The 25,850-nt window shown below is 45.8% G+C and carries 24 protein-coding genes; 11 read left to right on the top strand and 13 right to left on the bottom strand.

Features of this window, described 5'->3' with window-relative positions; genetic code table 11:
- The first annotated feature begins 88 nt into the window (after positions 1-88).
- Together K0O23_RS00500 and K0O23_RS00495 are read left to right on the top strand one after the other, a co-directional pair.
- On the top strand, positions 89-1,717 hold the full coding sequence (locus tag K0O23_RS00500; RefSeq protein ID WP_219875427.1) for an acyl-CoA carboxylase subunit beta: 1,629 nt from the start codon (positions 89-91) through the stop codon (positions 1,715-1,717).
- A gap of 147 nt (positions 1,718-1,864) precedes the next feature.
- Entirely contained in the window at positions 1,865-2,713 is an 849-nt protein-coding gene (locus tag K0O23_RS00495) for a transglutaminase-like domain-containing protein (protein ID WP_219875426.1), read from the top strand.
- Between the two features lie 73 nt (positions 2,714-2,786).
- Here K0O23_RS00495 and K0O23_RS00490 read toward each other — a convergent pair whose 3' ends face one another.
- Complete coding sequence (locus K0O23_RS00490; RefSeq protein WP_219875424.1) at positions 2,787-3,371, bottom strand: thioredoxin family protein; 585 nt, start codon at positions 3,369-3,371, stop codon at positions 2,787-2,789.
- A 21-nt stretch (positions 3,372-3,392) separates the two neighbouring features.
- Complete coding sequence (locus tag K0O23_RS00485; protein ID WP_219875422.1) at positions 3,393-4,031, bottom strand: 4'-phosphopantetheinyl transferase superfamily protein; 639 nt, start codon at positions 4,029-4,031, stop codon at positions 3,393-3,395.
- 106 nt (positions 4,032-4,137) lie between these two features.
- On the opposite strand from K0O23_RS00485, the gene K0O23_RS00480 reads away from it, so the two are divergent.
- From K0O23_RS00480 to folB, 3 genes are read left to right on the top strand one after another with little or no spacing between them, the layout of a single operon-like run.
- Positions 4,138-5,100 carry a WD40 repeat domain-containing protein gene (locus tag K0O23_RS00480; protein WP_219875420.1) on the top strand — a complete coding sequence of 321 codons (963 nt, stop codon included), beginning with the start codon at positions 4,138-4,140 and terminating at the stop codon, positions 5,098-5,100.
- Complete coding sequence (locus K0O23_RS00475; protein WP_219875419.1) at positions 5,060-6,034, top strand: DivIVA domain-containing protein; 975 nt, start codon at positions 5,060-5,062, stop codon at positions 6,032-6,034. Before K0O23_RS00480 ends, K0O23_RS00475 begins: the two co-directional genes overlap by 41 nt.
- A gap of 9 nt (positions 6,035-6,043) precedes the next feature.
- Positions 6,044-6,400, top strand: coding sequence for a dihydroneopterin aldolase (gene folB / locus K0O23_RS00470; protein WP_219875418.1), 357 nt, complete (start codon positions 6,044-6,046; stop codon positions 6,398-6,400).
- Positions 6,401-6,833: 433 nt separating this feature from the next.
- On the opposite strand, the gene meaB is transcribed toward folB, so the two are convergent.
- Positions 6,834-7,814, bottom strand: a complete 981-nt coding sequence (gene meaB, locus K0O23_RS00465) for a methylmalonyl Co-A mutase-associated GTPase MeaB (RefSeq protein WP_219875417.1) — start codon at positions 7,812-7,814, stop codon at positions 6,834-6,836.
- A 270-nt stretch (positions 7,815-8,084) separates the two neighbouring features.
- Here meaB and K0O23_RS00460 point away from each other — a divergent pair, with 270 nt between their 5' ends.
- Complete coding sequence (locus K0O23_RS00460) at positions 8,085-9,479, top strand: DUF5723 family protein (protein ID WP_219875415.1); 1,395 nt, start codon at positions 8,085-8,087, stop codon at positions 9,477-9,479.
- Between the two features lie 82 nt (positions 9,480-9,561).
- Here K0O23_RS00460 and K0O23_RS00455 read toward each other — a convergent pair whose 3' ends face one another.
- From K0O23_RS00455 to K0O23_RS00445, 3 genes are all read right to left on the bottom strand, one after another.
- Positions 9,562-10,695: a YncE family protein gene (locus K0O23_RS00455; protein WP_219875413.1), complete on the bottom strand. Its 1,134-nt coding sequence runs from the start codon at positions 10,693-10,695 to the stop codon at positions 9,562-9,564.
- 138 nt (positions 10,696-10,833) lie between these two features.
- The gene (locus K0O23_RS00450) at positions 10,834-11,229 is read right to left on the bottom strand and encodes a hypothetical protein (protein WP_219875411.1); all 396 of its coding nucleotides are present in this window, start codon (positions 11,227-11,229) and stop codon (positions 10,834-10,836) included.
- A 30-nt stretch (positions 11,230-11,259) separates the two neighbouring features.
- A complete protein-coding gene (locus K0O23_RS00445; RefSeq protein ID WP_219875409.1) occupies positions 11,260-11,802 on the bottom strand; it encodes a metal-dependent hydrolase in 543 nt (180 codons plus the stop codon).
- A 94-nt stretch (positions 11,803-11,896) separates the two neighbouring features.
- Here K0O23_RS00445 and K0O23_RS00440 point away from each other — a divergent pair, with 94 nt between their 5' ends.
- Positions 11,897-12,346: an REP-associated tyrosine transposase gene (locus tag K0O23_RS00440; protein ID WP_246596846.1), complete on the top strand. Its 450-nt coding sequence runs from the start codon at positions 11,897-11,899 to the stop codon at positions 12,344-12,346.
- A 309-nt stretch (positions 12,347-12,655) separates the two neighbouring features.
- Here K0O23_RS00440 and scpA read toward each other — a convergent pair whose 3' ends face one another.
- From scpA to K0O23_RS00420, 4 genes are all read right to left on the bottom strand, one after another.
- The gene (scpA, locus tag K0O23_RS00435; RefSeq protein ID WP_219875407.1) at positions 12,656-14,800 is read right to left on the bottom strand and encodes a methylmalonyl-CoA mutase; all 2,145 of its coding nucleotides are present in this window, start codon (positions 14,798-14,800) and stop codon (positions 12,656-12,658) included.
- Positions 14,801-14,954: 154 nt separating this feature from the next.
- A complete protein-coding gene (locus tag K0O23_RS00430) occupies positions 14,955-15,395 on the bottom strand; it encodes a YybH family protein (protein ID WP_219875406.1) in 441 nt (146 codons plus the stop codon).
- Positions 15,396-15,475: 80 nt separating this feature from the next.
- Entirely contained in the window at positions 15,476-17,302 is a 1,827-nt protein-coding gene (locus K0O23_RS00425; RefSeq protein WP_219875404.1) for a methylmalonyl-CoA mutase family protein, read from the bottom strand.
- A 90-nt stretch (positions 17,303-17,392) separates the two neighbouring features.
- Positions 17,393-17,773 carry a YkvA family protein gene (locus tag K0O23_RS00420; RefSeq protein WP_219875402.1) on the bottom strand — a complete coding sequence of 127 codons (381 nt, stop codon included), beginning with the start codon at positions 17,771-17,773 and terminating at the stop codon, positions 17,393-17,395.
- A gap of 751 nt (positions 17,774-18,524) precedes the next feature.
- Here K0O23_RS00420 and K0O23_RS00415 point away from each other — a divergent pair.
- On the top strand, positions 18,525-19,844 hold the full coding sequence (locus K0O23_RS00415; RefSeq protein WP_219875401.1) for an amidohydrolase: 1,320 nt from the start codon (positions 18,525-18,527) through the stop codon (positions 19,842-19,844).
- Between the two features lie 61 nt (positions 19,845-19,905).
- Here K0O23_RS00415 and K0O23_RS00410 read toward each other — a convergent pair whose 3' ends face one another.
- A complete protein-coding gene (locus K0O23_RS00410) occupies positions 19,906-21,303 on the bottom strand; it encodes a T9SS type A sorting domain-containing protein (RefSeq protein WP_219875400.1) in 1,398 nt (465 codons plus the stop codon).
- A gap of 174 nt (positions 21,304-21,477) precedes the next feature.
- On the opposite strand from K0O23_RS00410, the gene K0O23_RS00405 reads away from it, so the two are divergent.
- The 3 genes from K0O23_RS00405 to dnaA all read left to right on the top strand — a co-directional run bounded on the left by K0O23_RS00405 (position 21,478) and on the right by dnaA (position 24,710).
- Positions 21,478-22,233 (top strand): 5'-nucleotidase C-terminal domain-containing protein, encoded by a 756-nt coding sequence (locus K0O23_RS00405; protein WP_219875398.1) that lies wholly within the window; start codon positions 21,478-21,480, stop codon positions 22,231-22,233.
- A 13-nt stretch (positions 22,234-22,246) separates the two neighbouring features.
- A complete protein-coding gene (locus K0O23_RS00400) occupies positions 22,247-23,179 on the top strand; it encodes a bifunctional metallophosphatase/5'-nucleotidase (RefSeq protein WP_219875396.1) in 933 nt (310 codons plus the stop codon).
- A gap of 106 nt (positions 23,180-23,285) precedes the next feature.
- On the top strand, positions 23,286-24,710 hold the full coding sequence (gene dnaA / locus K0O23_RS00395; RefSeq protein ID WP_219875394.1) for a chromosomal replication initiator protein DnaA: 1,425 nt from the start codon (positions 23,286-23,288) through the stop codon (positions 24,708-24,710).
- Positions 24,711-24,782: 72 nt separating this feature from the next.
- On the opposite strand, the gene K0O23_RS00390 is transcribed toward dnaA, so the two are convergent.
- Complete coding sequence (locus K0O23_RS00390) at positions 24,783-25,289, bottom strand: hypothetical protein (protein WP_219875393.1); 507 nt, start codon at positions 25,287-25,289, stop codon at positions 24,783-24,785.
- A gap of 63 nt (positions 25,290-25,352) precedes the next feature.
- Positions 25,353-25,787: an OsmC family peroxiredoxin gene (locus K0O23_RS00385; protein ID WP_219875392.1), complete on the bottom strand. Its 435-nt coding sequence runs from the start codon at positions 25,785-25,787 to the stop codon at positions 25,353-25,355.
- Positions 25,788-25,850: the final 63 nt, after the last annotated feature.

Below are 25,850 nucleotides of genomic sequence, written 5' to 3'. Positions count from 1 at the left end.
AAAAATGTAAAATCGTATATTTGTGAAATCCGCTTATCAGGGCGGATTTTTCATTGATATTCTTTCCTATACTTCAAACTAGCCCTACATGGATATTGAATTTAACAAGAACGAAGACGCACTTAAACAACTTATTTTTCAGTTACAGAGCAGACTAAAGAAAGTACATTTGGGTGGTGGCGAGAAGCGCATCCAGAAAGAACACGAAAAAGGCAAGATGACTGCCCGTGAGCGTGTAGAGTACCTTCTGGATGAGGATTCGGAGTTTTTAGAGATCGGAGCCTTTGCAGGTGACGGTATGTACCAGGAAGTAGGAGGCTGCCCAAGCGGTGGAGTAGTAACAGGCATAGGTTATATAAAAGGCCGCCAATGTGTGGTGGTTGCCAACGATGCCACAGTAAAAGCGGGTGCCTGGTTTCCGATCACAGCTAAGAAAAATCTACGTGCCCAGGAAGTTGCTATCGAAAACAGGTTGCCTATAGTGTACTTAGTGGATAGCGCCGGTGTCTTTCTGCCGATGCAGGACGAGATATTCCCGGATAAAGAGCACTTTGGCCGCATGTTCCGGAACAATGCAGTGATGAGTTCGATGGGCATAGTGCAGATTGCCGCCATTATGGGCAGCTGTGTTGCCGGCGGGGCTTACCTTCCAATTATGAGCGACGAGGCCTTGATCGTAGAAGGGACAGGCTCAATTTTCCTGGCGGGATCATACCTGGTTAAAGCAGCCATTGGCGAAAGTATAGACAACGAAACCCTGGGCGGTGCTACTACCCATAGCGAGATTTCCGGTGTTACCGACTATAAGTGCAAAGACGATAAAGAAGCACTGGACCACATCCGCAATATTTTTGACAAAATGGGAGATTATAACAAGGCCGGATTCAGCCGTGTGGATCCTGTTGCGCCAAAACTGGATGAAAAAGAGATCTATGGCCTGATGCCAGCCGACAGGGCAAAACCTTACGATATGATGGATATCATACTTCGCATGGTAGATAATTCTGAATTTGAGGCTTATAAAGACCATTACGGCCAAACCCTTATCTGTGGACTTGCAAGAATAGACGGTTGGGCGGTAGGCATTGTGGCCAACCAGCGCAAGATCGTTAAAAGTAAGAAAGGCGAAATGCAGATGGGTGGCGTAATTTACTCCGACTCTGCCGACAAAGCCGCGCGCTTTATCATGAACTGCAATCAAAAGAAGATTCCGTTGGTGTTCTTGCAGGACGTGTCAGGGTTTATGGTGGGCAGCAAGGCTGAGCACGGCGGTATTATTAAAGACGGCGCCAAAATGGTGAATGCCATGGCCAACTCTGTAGTGCCAAAGTTTACCATACTTGTAGGCAACAGCTACGGAGCCGGTAACTATGCCATGTGCGGTAAGGCCTACGACCCGCGCCTGATCTATGCCTGGCCAACAGCACAGCTAGCCGTAATGAGCGGAGCCTCTGCAGCCAAAACGCTGCTACAGATACAGGTTTCCTCTTTAAAGGCAAAAGGAGAGGTTATTACCCCGGAGGCAGAGCAGGAGTTGTTGGAGCGCATCACGGCCAAGTATAACGAAGAGCTTTCGCCATACTATGCCGCAGCACGTTTATGGATAGATGGCATAATAGATCCGTTAGAGACACGAAAAGTAATATCGATGGGAATTGAAGCAGCCAACCACGCTCCAATCGAAAAGCCATACAACGTAGGCGTTATCCAAACGTGAGAATAATGATGAATGAGTTAAACTTTGTTTGCTGCTGTAGTTAGGTTTGAAGAGATTATTAAGTGAATGAAGTATCCATTTTTTCTTTATTACTGTAAGTTATTAGATGTTGGTAGTGAGTTTACTCATTAATAATTACATATCACTTTGACGAAGAACGAGATAAAAGCGCTTATATCGCTGCTGGATGATAGTGATGACGATGTGGCGTCGCATGTGGAGAAGCAAATAGTTGCATTAGGCGAAGGTATAATTCCTTACCTGGAAGAAGAGTGGGAGGAAACATTAGATTCTGATCTTCAGAAAAAGATTGAAGACCTGATCCATAACCTGCAGTTTGACGGTTTGATGGCGCGCCTGAAAGAGTGGAAAGAAAATGGCGCAACAGATCTGTTGGAAGGAATGTACCTGGTTAACTCCTACTTATATCCTGATGTTGAGTATGCCACTATTACCAAAACTATAGACCAGTTGTACTTCGATGCCTGGACCCACATGAAAGAGGAGATGCATCCGTATGACCAGGTAAAGGCGCTGAACAATGTGCTGTTCAAGGAGAAACGCTTTACAGCCAACACCAAAAATTTCCATTCGCCGGCAAACTCTATGCTTCATCTGGTGCTAGAGACCAAACGCGGAAACCCGCTAACGCTATGCGTAATTTACATGACGCTGGCCCAGCGTCTCGATATGCCAGTATATGGTGTAAATTTGCCCAACCTGTTTATACTTACCTACAAGCTGGATGGCGTACAGTTTTACATTAACGTGTACAACAAAGGGCTTATACTTTCGAAGGCAGATATCGATAATTACATATTGCAGTTAAACCTGAACCCGATCGATATCTTTTATGAGCCCTGCGGAAACATAGACATCATAAAGCGGGCTTTACGCAACCTGGCCTTTTCTTTTGAAAAAATGAACGACCCGGAAAAAGCCACGGAAGTTATAAAACTGCTGAATGCCATTACCGACGAAGAGCCACCTGTGTAAGGTGTCGAAAATTATAATGCTAAAAAAAGAGCGGGCCGACTATTAAAGTCGGCCCGCTCTTTTTTTTAAAAACTTAGTACTTTTTAATCAAACAACCTGTGGCTCTTTTATCGCCGGCAGCGATGGGCTTATTAGACAGCACATCATCGATCACACCGCGCAGGTAAAAGTTTTTCACACCGGATTCTACTTGTGGGTTATCATCAATGGCGCCTTTATACTTTAGCACAAAGCTATCGCCGGTATTGTGCAGTACAAACACCTCAGGGGTTTTGGTAGCACCGAACTGCGAGCTTATTTTCTGGCCCCTATCTGCCAGGTACGGGAAACTGTAGTTCTTGGCGCTCATTTCTTCAAGCGTTTCTGTACCCTCGCCTGCGCCCGGATTTATAAAGATAAACTGTACGCCACGGTTAGCATAGGTACTGGCCATGGTAACCAAACGGTTTTCGTAAAGCTTGGCATAAGGGCATTGGTTATTTGTAAACACCAGCACCACGGTTTTGGCATTGGTAAAATCACTAAGCGATACAGCCTGGTTATTAGCGCCCTGAAGCGAAAAGTTGGCAACTTTATCGCCCAATTGGTAACCACCACCCTGCGCATACGCACAGGCAGTTAATAAAAACGCGGCGGCAAATGTGGCAAAGTGTTTCATGGTTTTAAGCGTTAGTTCTGTTTAAGTTTGTGTATAGTCGATGCAGTAAGTAAGCACATGGTTTTGCAGAAATTCAAATCTAATCTGATACAATTTACTCAAATCAGCGGTTATTACCTGCCCTTCCAGAATATTTTGATCTTTACCCGGACATAAAATCAAATTGTCCTTAAAAATCAATCGCTTACGGCTATACAACTTATACAACGTTTCTTTGGCACTCCAGTACAGACAGGTCTGTGTTTCATCAAGGGCAGTATAAACTTTTTCTGCCTCGCTTAAAAACTTGCCTGCCACACGCAGCGCCTTTTGCGATACAAGTTCAATATCTATGCCAACTTCATGTTTAGCAGAAATTATAACGGCGGCTAAGTAAGGCGAGTGCGAAATAGAAACGTGAAGACCCTGTTCTTCAAAGTAGGGCTTACCATTTTCATTTTTTCTGAGAACGGTAGGAGTAGTGGTAAATTGCCCCAGCAAAGTATAAACCAGTACCCTGCTGGCCAGCCACTCCCTTCTGCGTTTGTCGTGTACCTGATCAATCTCCGATACATTTACGTGCGCAGGCAACAAGCTTAGTAGCTCTTCCAGAGTTTCCTGGGTTTGCCAGATACCCAGAACTGCATGCTGGTTTAGTTGCTGAATTTGTAAGAGGGGCATGGCAATATACTAGCAGGTAACAGGTTTTATAAGTATGGGCACGCTTTGTTAGGCTATATTGTTGTAAATTTAGCTAAATTTTAAGACACAGAACCATATTGGCATTATGGCCAGCAAGATACAAGTACAAAAAGTAGCCACCTTAACCGGCCACCGCGACTGCGTTTATACTTTGGAGAGAAGCAGTGATGAAAACGTCTTTTTTTCCGGTGCCGGGGATGGCATGGTGGTAGCCTGGGACCTGAACGAACCTGAGAACGGGGAGCTAATTGCAAAAGTAACCAGCTCTGTTTACGCATTACGCTATGTACCAGACCGTAACCTGCTGCTGATCGGCCAGAACCAAGAAGGTGTGCAGGTGATAGACCTGGCTAATAAGCAGATTTTAAAATCTGTGCCGCTGCCTAAAGTTGCCATTTTTGATATAATTCATACTTCAGAGAAAGTATACGTGGCCATGGGCAACGGTGCAATTTGTGTGCTTAATAGCCATACTTTTGAGTTGGAAACCATTATCCGGAAATCTGACCAGAGTGCAAGGTGCTTGGCCTATAATAAGTTTAGCAACGAACTGGCTGTAGGCTATAGCGATAATGTGGTGCGGATTTTTGATGCCACAAGTATGGCCGTAAAATATGAACTGAAGTCGCATACCAACTCTGTTTTTACAGTGGCTTACACGCCCGATGGCAAATTGCTGCTAACGGGAGGCCGCGATGCTCACCTGCGGGTGTGGGAGATAGAAAATCAATATAAAGAACGTGGTTACCTGATTGCGCATATGTACACCATCAACCACATTACCTTTAGCCCGGATGGCCGCCATTTTGCCACCTGCAGCATGGATAAGTCTATCAAAGTATGGGATGCCGAGACTTTTAAGTTGCTGAAAGTGATAGACAAAGTGCGAAATGCGAGCCATGGCACATCGGTTAATAAATTATTTTGGTCGGCTCACAAGAATCAGTTAGTTTCGTGTAGCGATGACCGCACCATTTCGGTTTGGGATATTAATTTAGGTTCAAGTTATGAAGATTACACCATTAGAGATCAGGCAAAAAACGTTTGAGAAGGCATTTAGAGGATTAGACAAGGACGAAGTAAACGCTTTTTTGCTAACCCTTTCGCAGCAGTGGGAAAAGCTGCTGGATGAGAACAAGGATCTGCGTATGAAACTGGATGCTTCGCACCGCGAAACCCAGAAACTGCGCGAGGTGGAATCGTCGCTATACAAAACGCTTAAGACGGCCGAAGATACAGGAAACAGCATATTAGAGCAGGCCACCAAATCTGCTGAGTTAAAAGGACGCGAAGCAGAGCTGAAGGCCAACGAACTGCTGAACCAAGCCCGAAATGAGGCCCGCCAGATGCTGGAAAACGCAAAAAAAGAATCTGAGAAAATGGTGGCAGAGATGCAGCAGGAGGTAAAGAACCTAGAGCTGGATTACCTGCGCATGGAAGACCAATTGGATACAGTGGTGCGTGAACTGAGAAACCTTGCTAACGAGGCGCTTGAGAAGGCAGAACGAACTAAATCTAAACCTAAAAACGGTACAAACAGTATTCTTTCAAGAGCTGCCGGTGTTCGTGTGGAGAACACGGAGCTGTTAAAAAATCTGAAAGAAATGAATACTGAAAACAACACATACATCCTGCCTGAGTCTACGGCAGCGAACGCGCCTATAGCATTAAGTAATGGTAACGGCAAAGAGTACGAACCGTTTGGCGATCCGGCTCCGGATGTAACGCAGCCAAACGAGGTGCCTACCCCAACAACGCCAGTGCCCAATATTCCGTCGCCGGAGATTGAGCCAATACAGCCAGATTATCCGGGTCGTGTGCCTGCGCCGGATATTGAGCAGCCAGTTCCTGAAATACAGCCTGTAACGCCGGATAAACTAGAGGTTCAACCTCCAAACACAGAGCCATCGCGGAATGCCTACGCTACAAACGGAGTTGCTGTTAAACAAGGCGGCGGTTCTTTCTTCGACGATATAGGCTAAGCAGCAAATATGGGGCAGATTGCGCTGGAGGGCATGGAGTTCTTTGCCTTCCATGGGTTTTATGACGAGGAACAGCGAATTGGTAATAAGTATGGCATCGACCTGATTATCAACACCGATCTGCGCCGTGCCGCCGAAACCGATAACCTTGACGAAACGGTAAACTACGAAGTGCTGTACAAACTAGTGCTGGAGGAAATGAAAATACCTGCACGCCTGCTAGAGCACCTCGGCCACCGCATCATCGACAAAGTATACGATCGGTTCCCGTTTGTTCAGTCGGTAAAGGTTAATGTATATAAGTTTAATCCACCACTTGGCGGTATCTGTAAATGGGCCAAGGTTAGTTTAGAAGAAGCACGCTAGGACTAGGATTCATAGGATTTGGGGATTTTAGGATTCTCTAATCTGAAAGTATAAAGTATAAAACAGCCGGTTCAGTAATGGGCCGGCTGTTTTTTTAGTATCAGCAGCTCCATGTCTAACTATTCCTAGCCCTCAGAGCTGAGTTCACTACCTTCAAACTCGCGTTCCCGGTAGTCTAAGGCGAGTAATTCTTACATTATTCCTGTAAAAGTATAAGCTGTGTAGCTCCTGCTTAACCTCCCTTCTACCAAGTTCCTTGACAGGATTACAGAAAAGAGAGGGTTGGGAATTGTTCTGTAGGGACAGGTCGCGACCTGTTCGCCATTGGCTTCATTAATGAAACTTATACTTTAGAACCTGCAAAGGCAGCATTCCCCGTCTTAGACAAGTCGAAGATCCCGGACTTGCTTCGGGAGAGGGGTGGTTGGATATCCTATACCAGCCGCAACAACTCATCAGCAGCGGCAAAGGCAGACTTCTGGCCCTCCTTAACCTGATCAGCTATGCCGAGCAGCTGCTCTTTTACCTGCTGATGACCGTAGAAGTTATCTTCCAGGCCCTGTCGAATGGCTTCGTACATCCATTGCAGGTTCTGATCACGGCGCTTTTTATCGAAGAAACCATTGTTATGGGTAAGGTCCAGGTAATCGCTAATGATTTGCCAGATAGTATCGAGGCCGGTATTCTGTAGCGCAGAGCAGGTACTAACCCGAGGTACCCAACCTGAAGCACCAACCGGGTAAAGGTGCAGGGCATTTTGGTACTCAGCTTTGGCAGCGTTTGCTTTATGCACATTATGTTCATCGGCTTTTGTAATGGCTACGGCATCGGCCATCTCCATGATGCCGCGCTTTATTCCCTGCAGCTCATCGCCGGCACCGGCCAGCATCAGCAGCAAAAAGAAATCAACCATGGCATGAACAGCAGTTTCAGATTGGCCAACACCTACTGTCTCTACTATAATGGTATCAAAGCCTGCGGCCTCACAAAGTATAATGGTTTCGCGGGTGTTTTTAGCAACGCCACCCAGTGATTTACCTGCAGGTGAGGGCCGTATGTATGCCTGCGAGTTCATGGAGAGTTCCTCCATGCGGGTTTTATCGCCCAATATACTTCCGCCGGAGCGCTGGCTGGTGGGGTCTATGGCTAGTACAGCCAACTTCTTATTTTGTTCTTTAATTAAGTAACTGCCAAAGGCCTCGATAAAAGTGCTTTTGCCAACACCCGGCACACCGGTTATACCTATCCGAACAGAATTACCAGCATGAGGCAGTACAGCATCAATAACCTGCTGAGCTAGTTCCTGGTCAGAGGCTAGCCTGCTTTCTACCAGCGTGATGGCACGGCTCAGCATTACCCGGTCTCCGGAAAGTATGCCTTTTACGTAGGTTTCGGTGCTGAATCTCTTTGCCAAATCTAATCGGTATAGGTTGCGGTGATGTTCACAAATTTAAAACTTATACGCGTATTCGTTTTAGATAAACTTATTAATATAGATTTCTATATATAATTGAACAAATAATTTTGTGGATATATATGGAAATCAAATCTAAAAACCGGAAATTGCACCTGATTTGATGCCTTTGTAAAGTATTGAAGTATAAATAGTTTCAATGCAACTGCACAACAGCATCGGCAGCTTGATCTAACCAAACAAAAGTTTAAAATACAACAACCAACCCTTATGAAAAAATTGTTGATGCTGGCTGCTGCCTTTGCGGGGGTACAGGCAAGTGCGCTGGCGCAAACAGAACTTAGCAGCTTTTCGGTAGTAGGCCGGGGCGGTGTAATGAATACGTTCGTGCATGATTTTCAGGCGATAGGTGTAAATCCGGGTAACCTGGGCCGAAGCACTTCTATTGTATCGTTTACTATTGGCGAAGGAGGAGTGGGCGCCAGTTCGCAGGCCCTAACCAAAACCACTATGAAGCGCTTTATAGAGGCTGCAGAAGGAGATGAATTAACATTGGCCGCACGCCGCGATTTGGCAAAAGCCTTCACCAGTGACAATGTTCTTAACGCCGGGGCAGATTTTAACACATTTGCCATCTCTATCAACCTGCCTAAGTTTGGCGGACTGGCATTCAGTAACCGTCAGCGCGCTTTAAGTCATGTGGCTTTTAATAAAAACTTCTCTGAGCTTTTGTTCCTGGGCCAGGATGCAGAATTATATCAGCAGTATGCTCCGGGACAGACAGTGTATGTGTCTAAATTGTTTGACGGCACCGAAATAAAAGCTTCGTGGGTTAACGAGTGGAACGTTGCCTACGGCCGTAAGATAATCGACCTACCTTTGTTAAATATTTATGGTGGTGCCGGTTACCGTTACATTCAGGGTATGGCTTTATATGAGTTCAGCTCTAATGGCGGTGAAGTAAAAGCTTACAGTGCAGCCTCTCCAATTTTGGATATCGACTATGACAAATACCTAAACGACCCGAAGTTTACTTACAACGATGCTGATGGACTGTTGAGTCCGGTAGGACGCGGCCATGGTTTTGATATTGGCTTATCTGCCGAGATCGTTAAAATTGTGAAGGTAGGTTTATCTGTAACAGACTTGGGTAAAATGACCTGGACAGAAAACCTGCTGCAGGCTCAGGACAAAGGCTTTAAGCTACCAGAGATTGACGGCTCAGAAGAGTATAGTTTTGGTGAGGCGGCTAATATGGCTAAAACCATTATTGATAGTGCCCTTGTGTTTAGCCCTGTAAGTGAATTAACAACTGACTTGCCTACTCGCCTAAGAGCAGGTGTTGGCGTAAAGATTGGTGAAAGAGTGGAAGTTGGAATAGACTATGTACGTGCCCTAAACAACGCTCCGGGCAACATTTCCCAGGATTTTGTTGGTTTAGGAATTGATGTAAAGCCATTTTCTGCGCTACGTTTAAGCACAGGCGTATCGACTGGTGCAGGCGACAAGATAAACTTGCCGGTTGGTATTGCCATTGTTACGCCTGTTTATGAGTTTGGTGTAAGTACCCGCGATGTAACTGCGCCTTTCGTGGAAAATAATCCGGGTGGATCGTTTGCTATGGGTTTCCTGAGATTTAAGATCGGTAAGCCAAAAGTGCTTTAATAGGTTAAATTGCTGATTAAGCTACAAAGTATAAAATGAGAAGCGCCAGCCTTTTGTAGGGCTGGCGCTTCTCATTTTATACTTATTTTATACTTTGTCTTGTAAGACCCTGCGGGAAGTTTGGCAAACCTAAGTCGCTTTTTTGTTTGCCCAGGTGGAAGCCGTTGTCTGCATATTCGCTGGCGGTGCCTTTGGCGTTTGGTTTGTTTATCACTCCAAGGTAGTAGTTATCTTTTCGGGCCACATAAATCTTGCCGTCCGGGCCAAGTTGTAAGGCGCCTATACTTGGGCTGCCCGATGTGCCTATTATTGTAGCTGATTTAGCAATTGCGTCAGCGCTGCCAGTTCTAAGGTCAAATTGTACGATCTGGGCTTTGTTCATCTGGCCATTGTTAGTCGTACCATATAATTTGCTGCCATCCGGAGAAAAAGCTACACCATAGGCCTGTTTAAAACCTTTTAAATGGATCGGGTCTGATACTTTGCCAGTGCTGCGGTCAAACTTTAGAATCTCAAAACTGCTGTCGTCGTTCCAGAGGGCGGCGGCAAGGCGTGTTCCATCAGGGGATGGTACCAGGTAACCGATAGCTTTGCTGTTTGGGCCGCCATGCACTACGCCAACCATACTCATAACCGGTTGGGTGGCAACACCCTCTGCATCTACCATGTATGCCATATAACCGTTGCTGTTCCAGCGGTGTGCTATTACCCACCAGTCGCGGCCATTGCTATGGCGCACTGCAGTTAGCTTTTCGGTGGCAGGGGCAATCATAAAGTTGTTGCGGGTTACAATATCTCCGCTGCCTCCGTCTTTGCTCATATCCACCACACTATAGCGTAAGCCGTTAGACTGTGCCTGAATATCTGTCGTGAAGATATAATAAATGGTCTGGCTGCCAGGCTTCGGAAGTATAAGCGCAGACTGAGTTGACGATTTACCTCCCATCAGGCTATTGCCGTTTGGCATTACTTTGTGGTTACGGTTCCAGACGGTGATGCCGTTGGTGTACAGTAGCAAATTGCCGTCTTTATCAGAAAGAGTAGCGCTGCCTTCTTCGGTAAACAGACGGCTTGAAGTGGCAGTAGGGGTGCCCTCAGAAAAGACAATACCAGCCCCTTTACCAAAATACCAGTTGTTTTTTTCGCCCTGGGCAAATACACTCAGGCTACTTAAAGTAAGTATAGCGGCAGCCGCAAAATGTCGGAATCTTATCATAGCAATTGTTTAAACGTCTGTTATCAGCAGAAAGTACAAATGCAATGCCAAGTTAATGTAAAGTATAAAAGTGAAGGAGTTGAAGTATAAAATGAAGTAGGCGTTAGAGTATAGCAGATAGTAATAATTCGCTGGATTTTACTTGTAAGGATGCTTTATAAACGATACCTGCCCCATAGCATCTTTCTCATACCTGGCTAACACATAGGTATTAAATTGAGCGTCAATGTTTGCTTCGCCAGCGTATACTTTGCCAGGTGCTGGAGTATCCTGATGAAAGAAATATACTTTGGTGTTGCCATACTTGGTGTGTGGCATATAATCGCCGTATGCCTGCATTTCCTGCCACAGCGTATCGTTTACTGTAACGGCATACACTCTTACTATCGGCCCGGTATTGTTCTCGTTCCGGTACATGGCCACTTCCTTAAAATCGCCTTTCAAATCATCAACGCTGGGTATAGACAGGGTATCGTAAATAAACCAGCCGATAAGTATAACCAAGACAAGTATAAGTATGTGTTTTAGTTTCATGGCAGAAGTATGGCTAATGTTTATTTAAGCTTATTTGTTTTTACGATGTTTGAAAACTGAGGCAGTAATAATATAAGCTAGAGCAGGCAACCCCACCCAAACCACTTCGCTTTTGATTACCCGCCATCCCCATTCAGTAAAAAAGTTGCTTATCCCGATCGGAGAAACCTGTATGGGCCGCCAAGGTAAGAAATAGCGGGTACTATCAAACGGTGCAAAAACAGCAACGCCTAAGCCGCCATTGGTCAGAGCATCTAGCAGGATATGAGAAGCAGTGCAAAGTGTAAAGAAAAGTATAAATGCTGCACCTGCTTTACTGGTAAGTTTTGTACTACTGTAGAAGATAGCAGTAACCAGTACTCCAAGGAACAGTGCAAATACAAGTGAATGCGAGAATCCTCTATGGCCCAAAACATGCTCATATGGCACACCAAACTTAAACATCATCACATCAGCATCTGGAATGATGGTGCATAGCATACCCAATAACCAAAATTTAGTTGAAGTGTACCTGCTGGGGAGGGTTTTGCCTATAGCAACTGCTGCTAGTGCGTGTGCGAAAGCTGAGGCCATGATTGTAGTGTTGTTTTGTGTGAAGGTAAGGAGATTTTGGGTTTGGGGGATACCTTAACTACTAAAACTGAAGAAGTGGTTTTTCGTCTATAGGATGATGAGCACTAAGAACAAGTTTTCTGATCCTGAAGGTATTTATTTTATTACACTTACTGTGGTCGAGTGGGCGGATGTATTTACAAGACGCGACTACTGCGAATTAATTTGTGAAAGTATAAATTACTGTCAGCAGAAGAAAGAGCTATCACTTTATGCCTGGTGCATCATGACGAACCATGTACATATGATATGCTTGGCACCTAAGCTAACCGATGTGATACGAGATTTGAAAAAGTATACTTCTCGGTTCATAATCGAATCTATTCAGAGCAACTCTAAAGAAAGTAGGAAGAACTGGTTGTTATGGATGTTTAGAAGTGCTGCAGAAAAAAGCACCCGACATGGTGATTTCCAATTCTGGCAATTGGGAGGCCATTTTGTAGAACTTAGCACAAATCAGATGATTGACCAACGGTTGGAATACTTACATCAGAATCCCGTATAAGCCGGATTTGTAGAGGAGCCTGAGCATTGGTACTATAGTAGCGCCCGTGACTATGCAGGACAAAAGGGGAGGCTAGAAGTAGTGTTGATTGAATAATGTATAATAGTTACTCTGGCGCCGGTATCTAACCGGTGCCGAGGGTGGGTGTGAGTCTCCAGACTCACTTGTGCAACTAAAAAGTATAAAAGCGAGTCTGGAGACTCGCGTACACCGTAAGTCACCGGATGGATTCCGGCGCCAGAATAAATGCAAGAGCCGCAGCTGAATTTACTCAGATGCGGCTCTTGGAGTATTTTAAATTGTAAAGACTTATGCCTCCACCCGCTTAATCAGCTTCTCCAGAATATTCTGCGCTGCCACCGAGATAATGGTACCAGGGCCAAACACACCTTCTGCACCAGCTTTAAACAGGAAATCGTAATCCTGGGCTGGAATAACACCACCTACAATCACCATGATATCATCACGATCTAATTTGCGAAGCTCTTCGATGAGTTGCGGTACCAGTGTTTTGTGACCTGCTGCTAAACTGCTTACACCTACTACGTGCACGTCGTTTTCGGCGGCTTGCATGGCTACTTCAGCTGGCGTTTGGAACAGCGGCCCTATGTCTACATCAAAGCCAAGATCGGCGAAAGAGGTGGCGATTACTTTGGAACCACGATCGTGGCCGTCCTGGCCCATTTTGGCAACCATAATTCTTGGCCTGCGACCCTCTAGTGACTCAAACTCGTCGGCCATAGCTTTGGCACGCTCAAAGTTCTCATCGTCGGAGAGTTCTGCCGAGTAAATGCCTGATATAGATCTGATCACAGCTTTATGTCTTCCGTAAATTTTTTCCAGTGCATCGGATATCTCACCTAAAGTAGCACGATGGCGGGCAGCCTCAACGGCTAAATCCAGCAGGTTACCCTCACCAAACTCGGCAGCGTTTGTTAAAGCCTGTAACGCTTTTGCAACAGCATCAGCATCGCGCGTTTCTTTTATACTTGCCAGTCGGCGCAACTGCGATTCACGCACTACAGTATTGTCAATGTCCAGAATGTCGATTTCCTGAATCTGGCTCGGTTTATACTTGTTTACGCCTACAATAATATCTTTACCGGAGTCGATGCGGGCCTGTTTGCGGGCAGCAGCTTCCTCGATGCGCATTTTCGGCAAACCAGTTTCAATGGCCTTGGCCATACCGCCAAGCTCTTCCACTTCCTCTATCAATGCCCAGGCTTTGTGTGCGATCTCATGTGTCAGCGCCTCTACGTAATATGAGCCACCCCATGGGTCTACCACTTTGGTAATGTTGGTTTCCTGCTGCAGGTAAAGCTGCGTGTTACGTGCAATGCGTGCCGAGAAATCAGTTGGCAGGGCAATGGCTTCGTCGAGGGCATTTGTGTGCAAACTTTGCGTACCGCCAAGTGCAGCAGCCAGGGCCTCCACGCAAGTTCGTGTTACGTTATTAAATGGATCCTGCTCGGTTAAACTCCAGCCGGATGTCTGGCAGTGTGTTCTCAAAGCCAGTGATTTCGGATTTTTCGGGTTGAATTGCTTAATGAGCTTAGCCCACAGCATACGCGCGGCACGCATTTTGGCGATCTCCATAAAGTGGTTCATGCCAATGGCCCAGAAAAACGACAAACGCGGCGCAAAATCGTCAATATCCATACCTGCCTGCAAGCCGGTTCGTACATACTCCAGGCCATCAGCTAAAGTATAAGCCAGCTCAATATCGGCTGTAGCGCCGGCTTCCTGCATGTGGTAACCCGAAATAGAGATAGAATTAAAGCGCGGCATCTTTTTAGAAGTATAGGCAAAGATGTCGGCAATGATCTTCATACTTGGCTCTGGCGGGTAGATGTAGGTGTTGCGCACCATAAACTCCTTCAGGATGTCGTTTTGGATGGTGCCGCTTAGATGCTCCGGCTTCACGCCCTGCTCTTCGGCGGCCACAATGTAAAAGGCCATGATCGGCAGCACAGCACCGTTCATCGTCATGGAGACCGACATCTCGTTCAGCGGAATCTTGTTGAAGAGAATTTTCATGTCCTCCACTGAGTCGATAGCCACACCGGCTTTACCAACGTCGCCAACTACACGAGGGTGGTCAGAGTCGTAGCCGCGATGCGTGGCCAGGTCGAACGCCACGGAAAGGCCTTTCTGACCTCCAGCCAGGTTACGGCGGTAAAAGGCGTTACTTTCCTCGGCAGTAGAGAAGCCGGCGTACTGGCGGATGGTCCAGGGCTTTTGCACATACATGGTGCTATAGGGGCCACGTAAATAAGGCGGCAAACCGGCAGCAAAATCCATGTGCTCAAAGTGGGCAGCATCCTCCGAAGTATAAAAGGTCTTTACTTTTATTTGCTCCGGCGTTTTCCATACACTGGCATTGGCTGGTGCCTGTGTGGCATGCTCAACTGCAGCTACTTTGTTTATATCTATTTTCGAAAAGTCAGGCTTCATAAGTTAATTTTGAATGAGTGATGGAGTGAATGAGTGAATAATGCTTTTCAATTCATTCCTCATCAAAATTCAGTTATACTTTTTATACTTTAGAATGAGTGTTCAAGTGCTAAAATCATTCACTCCATCACTCATTCAAAATTCAGTCACTTTATCAACTGGCATGCTCCGAGGTAACTACCCAGCGGCCGTTTAGCTTTTTCCATACCTGCGACGATACTCCTCCCATCAGGCGTTTGCCATCCAGTTCTATCTTCCAGCGGAAAACAAAGTATACGACTTCTCTGGATACCTGCTCTATATGCAGTGGCTCATAAGTATAAACTCCCATTTTACTGCGATCCGTAAAGTCCTGCAGAAACATATCGTATACTTCCTGGAAGCCTTTTTCGGTACCGCTTTTACTTATCCATAGCATTTCCGGCGAGTTCCAGTAAAAGGTCATGGCAGTTTCGAGGTCGCCTCGGTTCCAGGCCTCTATCTGTCCTTCCAGTGCTTTTTTTACCTCTTGCACAGCATCGCCTTTAGGCATGGTAAAAGCTGAAAGTATAGTTGTTGTGGCCATGGTTAAGAGTATAAAGTATAGAGATCTCATTTGTTAGTTTTAGAATGAGTGGTTGAGTGAATGAGCGAATGATTATTTAAGATTCACTCATTCACTCAATCAAAATTCAATCATTGGTTTCCTCCCTCGTGCAGCCTTCTCTGGATCAGATCCAGGATGGTAGACATGTCGCAGTCTTCAAAGATAAATTCCTGATAGCCATTGGCAATCATTTCAGCTTTCATGTGCTGTGGGTCGTCGGCAAGTATAATGGTTGGTTTGGCATGGTGGTTTCGTATACGTGGGCCAAACTCACGCACATAAGCTGCCTCCGACGACGATACGATCACAACCTCAGCGGAAGTGCTTTCCAGCTTGTCAGAAGCTTCTTCTACAGAACTAAACTGCTGCACATCAGTTTCAAAGCCGGCGCAGGAAAAGAACTCCTGGGCAAACGTGGCGTTGATGTGGCGCTGTACAGTCTCTCCGATAACAGCAACAATGGCCCTAGGCCTTCGCTGCAGTTTACGCAAATGCAGTTCTGTGGCCATGCGCATTACCTCTGTTGGATAAGAGGCACGAGTGGTATCAAACAATTCGCTCTGTATAAGTTCTTCCGGGTCGTAATCGATAACCTCTTTTGGGTTCGGGTATTTGTTGGTGCCTACCAGTACCTCGCGGCCTGTGGCAATATTCCGGAACTTCTTACGGCTTATTTCTGTGATTGTGCCAAGTATAAACCCATCCTCGTAAGCAGCTTCAAATCCGCCGCGCTCCTCTACGGTTTTAAACAGTTTCCAGGCCTTGGTGGCCAGTTCGTTAGTTAAGGCCTCCAGGTAATAAGAGCCTGCAGCAGGATCAATGGCTTTATCAAGGTAAGCTTCTTCTTTCAGGATAACAGACACGTTGCGTGCAATTCGCTCCGAAAACTCATCGGAATGGCGGAAAGTATTGTCAAAAGGAGTGATTGTAAGTGAATCGCAGCCGGAAATTACAGCAGCCATGGCCTCGGTGGTGGTGCGCAGCATATTTACATGCGGGTCGAGGGTGGTTTGGTACCAGCTAGATGTAACACTGTGTATACGAAGATTAGCAGCCAGTTCCGGTTTTGCCTGGTAAGCCTCTATTACTGCCGCCCAAAGCAAGCGCAGTGCACGCAGTTTGGCTATCTCGAAAAAGTAGTTCGTACCCAACGCCATTACAAACTGCACGTTGCGCAGCACCGATTCAAGCGGCTCACCGGCAGTGGTCAGCTTATCGATGTAAGTTACGGCTGCACTCAAAGTATAGGCTATCTCTTGTGTAACAGATGCGCCAATACTGCTAAAGCTGGTTCCGTTTACAGTGATACCATAAAATTCGGGGCTGTCTTTTGTCAGGTCAAGTGTTTTAATGATGCCCCTGCCTTCTTCGTGATTTATCTTGCTTTTAACAGAAACCGGGTCGAAGTTGATAAAGCCTTTCAGGTTATGGTGTGATATGCCGCATTTTTGCAGTTCAGTATATAGTCGCTGCAGAAAACAGTCAGGCTGCTCTGTAACGGCATAGCTCACCGTATACTTACTTAAGTCTATTCTGCGAACCAGGTACTCCAGGTCGAACAGCTCCTGCTGCTGCACCACATAGTAAATGCCATCGGCTCCGCGGGTAAGTGCATCTGTAGCCTTATCTATGGCTTTTCTACCGTCTCCGGAAACGCTGATCTCTTGTATGTTTTCCCAACTGTTATCATTGGTTTTACGGCCGCGCAGGTAAGGGAATTGCCCCGGCTGATGCTGCACAAAGGGCAGGCCAGCTATATCTTCCTTGCTGTAATAGGGCTTAACGTCGATGTTTTCGTAGGTCTGCCAGGTAAGGTTTTCCAGGGATGTTTCGCGCAGGTCTTTCTGTGCTTTGTGCTCCCAATCAGCGGCTGTGGCCGAGTTGAATTCTGAAAATAGCTTCTGCTCTTCCGTCATCGTGGTGGTGTTGTAATTTGATGTAAAGATACTCTTTTCTACGTAAGGTTTTACTGCTGCATTGGCTCTATATCTGCTAAGTGCTATACTTTAGTCTATCTGGTCCATATACGCCTGGTAAACCCAGTACCCGATCAGCAACCAAATGATAACGATAACCGCTGCCATTACATAACTGGGTTTGCGCTCCAGCATCTGCTCCTTTGCCTTTTGCCGGTACTGCTCCAGCACGCGTGGTGGTATTAATTTTATAGAAAACCAGATACCCAGCGGGAGTATCAGCAGGTCGTCGAGGTAGCCGATGATGGGTATGAAATCCGGGATAAGATCTATGGGGCTGAAAGCGTAGGCAACCGTAACAATTAATACTACTTTAGCGGCGAAGGGTATTCGTGGGTCTCTGGAGGCAAGGTATAAAGTATAGATGTCCTCTTTCAATTTACGTACGATCTCTTTCCATTTCCGAAGCATGATAGGTTGTACGGTAGATTTGTGGTTTTGGAGATTTGTACAATGGTACTTAGCTGATGTTCTGATTTATTCTTCCGCTAGTCTATCGAGTTGCTTTCTTCCTCAGTCTTACTTGCCTATCGTTTCATTTTAGGCTTTGGTGCCCTTAAGGCCGGGTGGCCTCGTTTCTCTGCATTGCTGCTGTGTTCCCTCCTGCGCCGGGGGCGCTGCCACTAACGTGGCACCGGATCTCACAAGGCAGCTCAACAGAGAAACTGGGATAGACACTTCTTAGCTAACGACTGTTGCAACTATGAACAAAGTATAAATTCTGATTTGTAGGGACAGGTCGCGACCTGTCCGAGCAATGGCATCAGCGATAAAACTTGAGCCTCTGCTAAAGCAACGGCAGAAAGTCCCCCTTTGAAGGGGGCGGAGGGGGATGTTTAACAGTTGCTATAAAACAGTGGCTTTGGTCAGGTGCACCAAACGACGGTCCACTGTTGGGGGTAGGGGCCCCGAATCAAGTTCGGGATGTGCCACTTGACTTTTTTGCCTACTTTTTGTGTCAAGTAGAATATCCCGAACTTGATTCGGGGACAAAAAGTAGGGCCCAGCCGGCGAGGCGAAAAGCCTGCTACCAACAATTAAGCTTAATTGATCAAGAAAATTGAAAAGAATTGGTTATTGCTACCCAAATAAAATCCACTCATACTTCCAACATTACATCTAACTCCTTATCTTCATATTTCCCTTAATACAAACTAGACTAATGAACACAAAACGAGTTATACTAGCCGCGCTAGGCCTAAGCTTGCTAACAATACCTGCCATAGCGCAGGACGCTAAACTGCTAGCCAAAGCAAATACCCTGGCCGATAAAATAGAACCTCAGGTAATAGAATGGCGCCGCGATTATCACGAGCATCCGGAACTGGGCAACCGCGAGGTAAAAACAGCAGAGAAAATAGCTGCTCACCTTAAAAAGCTGGGCCTCGAGGTAGAAACAGGTGTAGCAAAAACTGGTGTGGTAGCCATTTTAAAAGGCGGCAAACCCGGACCTGTTGTGGCATTGCGGGCAGATATAGATGGACTACCCGTTACAGAGCGTGCCGATGTGCCTTTTGCCTCCAAAGCCAAAGGTGTTTACAACGGGCAGGAAGTAGGAGTCATGCATGCCTGCGGCCACGACACGCACATTGCCATGCTTTTGGGTGCTGCCGAGGTGCTCACAAGTATGAAAGCTGACCTGAAAGGTACAGTAAAGTTTGTGTTCCAGCCAGCTGAGGAAGGACCGCCAGCCGGAGAGGAGGGAGGCGCTGCCCTGATGGTAAAAGAAGGTGTGCTGGAAAAAGGACCTAAACCGGAGGTGATTTTTGGTTTGCACATAAACTCACAAACTGAAGTAGGCACTTTAAAGTATAGACCAGGCGGTATCATGGCAGCTGCCGATGTATTTAAGATCAAGGTTAAAGGTAAGCAGGTGCACGGCGCCAGCCCATGGAATGGCATTGATCCGATTGTAGTGTCTGCCCAGATCATAAACGGTCTCCAAACCATCATCAGCCGCCAGACAGAGCTTACCGAAAATGCTGCTGTTATAACAGTAGGTATGATCCATGGCGGGGTGCGCAACAACATTATACCAGAAGAGGTGCTCCTAGAAGGCACCATCCGCACGTTGGACAAAGAGATGCAGAAGAAGATCCATGATAAGATCAAGCTTACGGCTACCAAGATTGCTGAGAGTGCCGGAGCAACCGCTGAGGTAGAGATAAACGAAGCGGCAGCTTTAACCTACAACGACCCTGCTCTTACAGAAAAGATGCTCCCTACGCTGCAGGCAACAGCCGGCAAAGACAAAGTGGTGCTGATGAATGCCATGACCGGGGCGGAGGACTTTTCATACTTTCAGCAGAAGATTCCTGGTTTATACTTATTTGTGGGCGGCATGAAAAAAGGCCAGGACCCAGCTACAGCGCCGGCCCACCACACCCCGGATTTTTACATTGATGAAAGCGGCATGAAGCTAGGCGTTAAAACCCTGACTAACCTGACGCTGAATTACATGAACAGCAAAGGCAAGAAATAAGTACAACAAAAAAGCGGAACTGTTGAGGTTCCGCTTTTTTGTTTATTCTGCTACAGGCCAGTTATTCCAGCACCAACCTTCCGGTTTTTATAATTTTGCCTCTCTTTACAATATGGAAAACATATACACCAGCTGCTACCTGTGCAGGACGTTTTAATAGATTCCTGCCAGCTGCTAAGTTAGATGTAAACACATGCTTCCCGTTACTGTTGAAAACCTTTAACTGTGCGTTGTTCAAGTCATCGCCTTCCACAATAAACTTACCTGAAGCCGGATTTGGATAGAGCTGCACCCTTACATTATCGGCCAAATCTCCTGACGAAGTAGGCTGCTGTGCTCCGATGTATACATTCACAAAGTCCCAGCCATATGCAAATTGATTTCGTGAACTAGGGTTTGTTTCAATTTCGGAAGCTCCTCTTAAGCCAATGATGTAAGGTTGGTTACGTGCTATACTTATAGCTGGGGTTAATCTTAAAGTTACAGCCAGGCCATTGGCAGAGTCGCGGGCTGCAAATTCAGGGGTAGCCAGGTCAAGCGTGTCCAGGTCGCTGAATTGCTTTGCGTAAAGAGGATTGGTGCTATTCGGGGCTTTATCTACAAAAAACTCAAGCTTTAGTTGCTGTTCCGGCTTTGCATACACAGAACCATCGTAGTTAATAGTGAGTCTGTCTTTGTTCAAAAGTTTTACGATAGGTTCATGTACTCTATCCTTTACACGTAATTGCATATCTACAATTGTATACCCAACAGCCTGATTATCTTTGTATTCTGTAACCTTAACAGCAATAACATTCTCACCTTTTACAGTAGGATTTTGCCAATGCAATTCACCGAATTTATTAATGTGCAGGCCAACCGGAAACTGGTAACCCGGCAGGTTTTGAGGTATACTATTCTGATCGATGTGCTGTGGCGGAACTAGTTCATATGTAAGCTTATCACCGTCTGCATCATAGGCAATCATATTCATCTTAAAAGGCTCTCCTGTAAAAGCCTCTAAAGGCGCGGGTATAATAGTCTTAATACTATGCCTGTTTTGGGGAGTAAGCCGTGGTTGTACCTGCGTGTATACAAAAAATGTAAGTTGGTCTGAAGGCGGGGTTACGTTTAAGATACCCGGATTTCTGTTTATACCTTTCCAGGAAACTACATAGTTACCGGGGGCGGCATACGTATACTCCCACTCGAAAATTTCAATACTAGTGTTGTTAAGATAGGGTATTGATATTGTTTTAGGCACTCTAACTGTTGTTAGGTTACCCATACCTATCTCAACAGTAGATTCATCTGCGTTAGACTTGTCATTCTCAAACAAAGTAAATTTAAAACTATACTTCAGCGGATTTTGCGGATCTACTTTATAGCTGATGTAACCGCCATTTATGTGTGTGGCAGAAACTGTGTTTGAAGTTAGCAGTATTGCAACCGATAGGAGGAGTAAAAGTCTGGTTTTCATAGGTCTATAGGTTTATGCACAATATACTATATTAACTGAAAATCAGATATAGATATTGTTAATATTATCCTGTATTTCTAATCAAATCTGATGTAGAATTTCTGTGTAAGAACTTACTCTGTTTGCTTACTGTTGAGTAGGCTGGTAAATTAGAGCCATACTTTACACACAAACATGAAACAAAACACCCTGAAATACATAAGTGGCCTGTTGCTGGTGCTCAGTTTAGCAGCCTGCCAGCGCACTTTTGTAGCCTCGCCCGCATTAACCAATACCGACGTTCCCGTTGATAACTCCATAGCCGCTGACCCGCAGATGGAGGCTAAAATTTCGCCTTATCGCCAAGAGGTAACCGTTAAAATGTCGGAGGTGGTGGGTACTGCACCAAGAGCCCTGCAAAAAGGAGATTATGAATCGCCACTGGCTAATTTTGTAACCGACCTGCAGATTACCCAAAGCAAGCCGCTTTATAACAAACCAATTGATATGTCGCTTACTACAAATGGTGGCTTGCGCGTACCGCTGCCGGAGGGCAACATTACCACCGGACATGTGTTTGAGCTGATGCCTTTCGAGAACGAGCTGGTGGTGCTGACGCTGAGTGGCGAAAAAGTAAAGCAATTGTTTGACTATGCCGCCGAAAAAAAGTTTGTGGTAATAAATAACTCCACTTACACAGTAACCGGCGATAAAGCAACAGATATTAAAATAAACGGCAAGCCGCTGGATATAAACCAGAGTTATACTTTAGTTACTTCCGATTACCTGGCCAATGGCGGTGATAGCTTAAATATGCTGAAGGAACCTGCAAAGTATGAAAAAGTAGGTTCTCTGCTGCGCGATGCTATCCTGCAGCAAATCAGGCAACTAACAGCTGCAGGCAAGCCCGTAACAGCAGAAGTACAGAACCGTGTAACCATCCTCCCTTAAAGTATAAAAGAGTATGAAAAGAAGAGATTTCCTTAAAACTACAGCAGTAGGGGCGGCTGGTGTAAGCTTGCTTGGTGTGCCTTTTTCGGCAGCCGCTGCCCAAAGTATAACCCTTACCATACTTCACACCAACGACCAGCACTCCCGCATCGATCCTATTCCGGACGACGGCCGAAAGTATGGCGGCATGGGTGGTATGGCCAAACGCAAAACCCTTATCGAACAGATAAGGAAGCAGGAGCAAAACGTACTTCTTTTAGACTGCGGTGATATTTGGCAGGGGACGCCATACTTTAATTTTTTTGGCGGCGAACTGGAGTATAAACTCATGAGCGAGATGAAGTATGATGCTGCTACCCTCGGTAACCACGACTTCGATAACGGCTTGCTCGGGTTAGAGAAAATGCTGCCGCATGCGGCTTTCCCATTTGTATCTGCCAATTACGATTTCTCTAAAACCATATTGAAAAACCGTTTCGAGCCTTACAAAATCTTCGAGAAACAGGGCGTGCGCATTGGCGTGTTTGGACTAGGCATCGAATTGGACGGTTTAGTTAGCAAAAACAATTATGGCGAAACAGTTTACAACGATCCGGTGGCCGTGGCCAGGGAAATGGTACAGGAACTGCGCGATAAACAAAAGTGTAACCTTATTGTCTGCCTTTCACATTTAGGTTACAAGTACGAAAGCGAAATGATAGACGATGTGAAGCTTGCCCAGCAGGTACCAGGCATCGATCTTATACTCGGCGGGCATACCCATACTTTCCTGGATGAGCCTACTGTAGTGCAACATAGCAGCGGCCACGAAACGCTTGTAAACCAGGTAGGTTGGTCGGGTATTTTCCTGGGCCGCATCGATTTCTCGTTTAACAAAAGCTCTAAGAAAAAGACAGATGTGAGAACCGCACTTTTGCCGGTAAACATACCTGTAACAACTTCGTGAAAAAATAATTTTTTGTTTACATATATTTAAGCAAATTTGTAACCCCCCTGCCGATATAAGGAGGTTGGTTTCACCAAACTAATCTTAGTGAGTTTTGGAAAATTGGATGATTAAAGATTGTACGACTGTATGGAGTAACTGCCTGCAGGTGATAAAGGAAAACATTGGCGAACAGAGCTTTAAGACTTGGTTCGAGCCGATTAAGCCTATATCCTTGCGCGATAGTGTACTTACCATACAAGTGCCTAGCCAGTTCTTTTACGAGTGGCTGGAGGAGCACTATGTGCAACTTCTGAAAAAAGTCATTTACCAGGAACTGGGCAGCGAGGGCCGTTTGGAGTACTCTATTATTGTGGACCGCGGCAACGAGGCTAACAAACCACAGACGGTAAACATCCCAACCAAGAAAATACCGCAGGCTGTAGTTAACTCTTACCGCCCGGAGCAGAACTTCATTAAAAGTCCGTTCGAGTCGAAGACGATTGACCGTAACTTCCTGAACTCGCAGCTAAACCCGGCTTATACTTTTGAGAACTACATTGAAGGTGACTGTAACCGTTTGGCGCGCTCTGCAGGTTATGCCGTAGCCAACAAACCGGGCACAACTTCTTTTAACCCGCTAATGGTTTACGGTGGCGTAGGACTTGGTAAAACGCACTTGGTGCAAGCCATTGGCAACCAGATCAAAAGCAGTAACCCGGATAAGTTTGTGCTTTATGTTTCGTCAGAGAAGTTCGTGAATCAGTTCATCGAGTCCCTGAAAACGAACAACGTACAGGACTTTGCGAACTTTTACCTGCTGGTAGATATCCTGATCATCGACGACGTGCAGTTTCTGAGCGGAAAGGAGAAGACGCAGGAAATGTTCTTCCACATTTTCAATCACCTGCACCAGTCCGGCAAACAGATTGTGATGACATCAGACTGTCCTCCACGTGATCTGAAAGGCTTGGAAGAGCGTTTATTGTCCCGTTTTAAGTGGGGTTTGACAGCCGACTTACAAAGCCCCGACTTTGAAACGCGTATGGCCATCATCCAGAAAAAGATGCAGGGCGATGGTATAGACATTCCGGACAACGTGGTAGAGTACCTTGCTTACAGCGTAGATACCAACGTGCGTGAACTGGAAGGCGTTTTGATCTCTTTGATCGCGCAATCGTCGCTTAACCGTAAAGAAATTGACCTGGAGCTTGCCAAGCAGGCCCTGAAGCATATTATTGAGGATGTCGAGACAGAGGTAAACCTCGACTTCATCCAGAAAACCGTAGCCGAGTACTTCCAGGTAAGCCTGGACTCACTTAAAGCCAAAACGCGTAAGAAAGAGATCGTGACTGCACGCCAGGTGGCCATGTACTTTGCCAAAGAGTTTACCAGCCACTCACTAAAATCTATCGGTTACCACTTCGGCGGCCGCGACCACAGTACGGTAATTCACTCGGTACAAACTGTATCCGACCTGATCGACACTGACAAGAAATTCAAAGCCAGCATACAGGAGCTTCAGAAGAAGTTTAAATCCAAGGCTGGTTAAAAAGTATAAAGTATAAAAAGAGAGCGGCCATACTTTGCAAAGTATGGCCGCTCTCTTTTTATACAAAACCTATTACGGCCTGTTCGCAGTAGACTCTGAAAGCGCAAAACCGTTTACAGCGGCAATATCCTTCACTTTGTTCTTAATCTTTTCCAGGTCACGTTTTTTGCGTACCTGCTTCAGGTCTAAGTATACTTTGGAATCGTCTTTCTGAGTTACCCGAAGTGCATACGGCGACACATGAACCGATTTTATATCAGGTATCGCAATAATATGCTTGGTACGGAACACGCCATACTTTTGCACGATGTACTGCGGGGTAACTTCTATGTAAGACTGCACCCCGAAAATAGAGGTGTTTTGCAGTACCACGTAGGTAAAAAAGATCAACGCCAGGCCAAAGAACACATAGTACAGGTAATTCTGTCCGCTATCATCAGTCACGAGCAGCATAACAGCCCAGGCCAGCCAGAAAAGTGTGAGTATAATTTGTACTGTAAAAGAGAGCTTTGCACTTTTAGTTGGGCTTAGCTGCACAATCAGCGACGATCGCGCGTTACTACTACCGGGTACTGCCATGTTCTGGTGGTTTGGTGAAACATAAGATGTTATCTGATAACATTCTTGTTGCAAGATAACAATTTATTCAATTAAAGAAACCTGCAAATTAACCTCCGGAATTGCCTTAAGTGCTTTAGAGATCGGACATTTTTCTTTTGACTCCTGGGCCAGCTTCTGAAGTTCCTCGTCAGTTATCTTAGCAACCTTAGCTTCCACGGTCAGGGAGATGCTTTCTACCAGTGGGGCTCCTTCTTTTTCTCCTAGAATTACTTTGGCTCTGGTATGGATGTAGTCTGGCGTATAGTTCTCTTTGCCCAGCAAAGCGCTTAAAAACATAGAATAGCAACCTGCCAGTGCGGCCCCAATTAGTTCTTCGGGAGTAGTACCGTTTGTTTCGTTGCCAAAGCGTGTGCCGTAACTATAAGCTGACTCTATAGTGCCGTTACCTGTTTTGATGTTACCGGTACCGTCTTTCAGGCCTTTTTCCCAGGTAGCCTCTGCGTGATGTTCTCTCATCGTTTTATAATTAAATGGTATACCCATACAGTAGTTTAAATGGGGTAAGGATGTTTCATTTAA

The organism is Pontibacter aydingkolensis (genome assembly GCF_019443125.1).
Classification (GTDB): Bacteria; Bacteroidota; Bacteroidia; order Cytophagales; family Hymenobacteraceae; genus Pontibacter; species Pontibacter aydingkolensis.
Note: the sequence above shows the minus strand (reverse complement) of the source record. Positions and strands in the feature narration are given on the sequence as shown.

Bases quoted from the DNA above. Each gene is read 5' to 3' on its own strand.
- folB (WP_219875418.1), top strand. From the start codon at position 6,044: ATGGGGCAGATTGCGCTGGAGGGCATGGAGTTCTTTGCCTTCCATGGG.
- K0O23_RS00445 (WP_219875409.1), bottom strand. From the start codon at position 11,802: ATGGCCTCAGCTTTCGCACACGCACTAGCAGCAGTTGCTATAGGCAAA.
- K0O23_RS00440 (WP_246596846.1), top strand. From the start codon at position 11,897: ATGATGAGCACTAAGAACAAGTTTTCTGATCCTGAAGGTATTTATTTT.
- K0O23_RS00455 (WP_219875413.1), bottom strand. From the start codon at position 10,695: ATGATAAGATTCCGACATTTTGCGGCTGCCGCTATACTTACTTTAAGT.
- K0O23_RS00390 (WP_219875393.1), bottom strand. From the start codon at position 25,289: ATGGCAGTACCCGGTAGTAGTAACGCGCGATCGTCGCTGATTGTGCAG.
- K0O23_RS00480 (WP_219875420.1), top strand. From the start codon at position 4,138: ATGGCCAGCAAGATACAAGTACAAAAAGTAGCCACCTTAACCGGCCAC.
- K0O23_RS00420 (WP_219875402.1), bottom strand. From the start codon at position 17,773: ATGCTTCGGAAATGGAAAGAGATCGTACGTAAATTGAAAGAGGACATC.
- K0O23_RS00485 (WP_219875422.1), bottom strand. From the start codon at position 4,031: ATGCCCCTCTTACAAATTCAGCAACTAAACCAGCATGCAGTTCTGGGT.
- K0O23_RS00400 (WP_219875396.1), top strand. From the start codon at position 22,247: ATGAAAAGAAGAGATTTCCTTAAAACTACAGCAGTAGGGGCGGCTGGT.
- K0O23_RS00450 (WP_219875411.1), bottom strand. From the start codon at position 11,229: ATGAAACTAAAACACATACTTATACTTGTCTTGGTTATACTTATCGGC.
- K0O23_RS00460 (WP_219875415.1), top strand. From the start codon at position 8,085: ATGAAAAAATTGTTGATGCTGGCTGCTGCCTTTGCGGGGGTACAGGCA.
- K0O23_RS00415 (WP_219875401.1), top strand. From the start codon at position 18,525: ATGAACACAAAACGAGTTATACTAGCCGCGCTAGGCCTAAGCTTGCTA.
- K0O23_RS00430 (WP_219875406.1), bottom strand. From the start codon at position 15,395: ATGAGATCTCTATACTTTATACTCTTAACCATGGCCACAACAACTATA.
- K0O23_RS00385 (WP_219875392.1), bottom strand. From the start codon at position 25,787: ATGAGAGAACATCACGCAGAGGCTACCTGGGAAAAAGGCCTGAAAGAC.
- K0O23_RS00475 (WP_219875419.1), top strand. From the start codon at position 5,060: ATGAAGATTACACCATTAGAGATCAGGCAAAAAACGTTTGAGAAGGCA.
- K0O23_RS00425 (WP_219875404.1), bottom strand. From the start codon at position 17,302: ATGACGGAAGAGCAGAAGCTATTTTCAGAATTCAACTCGGCCACAGCC.
- dnaA (WP_219875394.1), top strand. From the start codon at position 23,286: ATGATTAAAGATTGTACGACTGTATGGAGTAACTGCCTGCAGGTGATA.
- K0O23_RS00405 (WP_219875398.1), top strand. From the start codon at position 21,478: ATGAAACAAAACACCCTGAAATACATAAGTGGCCTGTTGCTGGTGCTC.
- K0O23_RS00490 (WP_219875424.1), bottom strand. From the start codon at position 3,371: ATGAAACACTTTGCCACATTTGCCGCCGCGTTTTTATTAACTGCCTGT.
- scpA (WP_219875407.1), bottom strand. From the start codon at position 14,800: ATGAAGCCTGACTTTTCGAAAATAGATATAAACAAAGTAGCTGCAGTT.
- K0O23_RS00410 (WP_219875400.1), bottom strand. From the start codon at position 21,303: ATGAAAACCAGACTTTTACTCCTCCTATCGGTTGCAATACTGCTAACT.
- K0O23_RS00500 (WP_219875427.1), top strand. From the start codon at position 89: ATGGATATTGAATTTAACAAGAACGAAGACGCACTTAAACAACTTATT.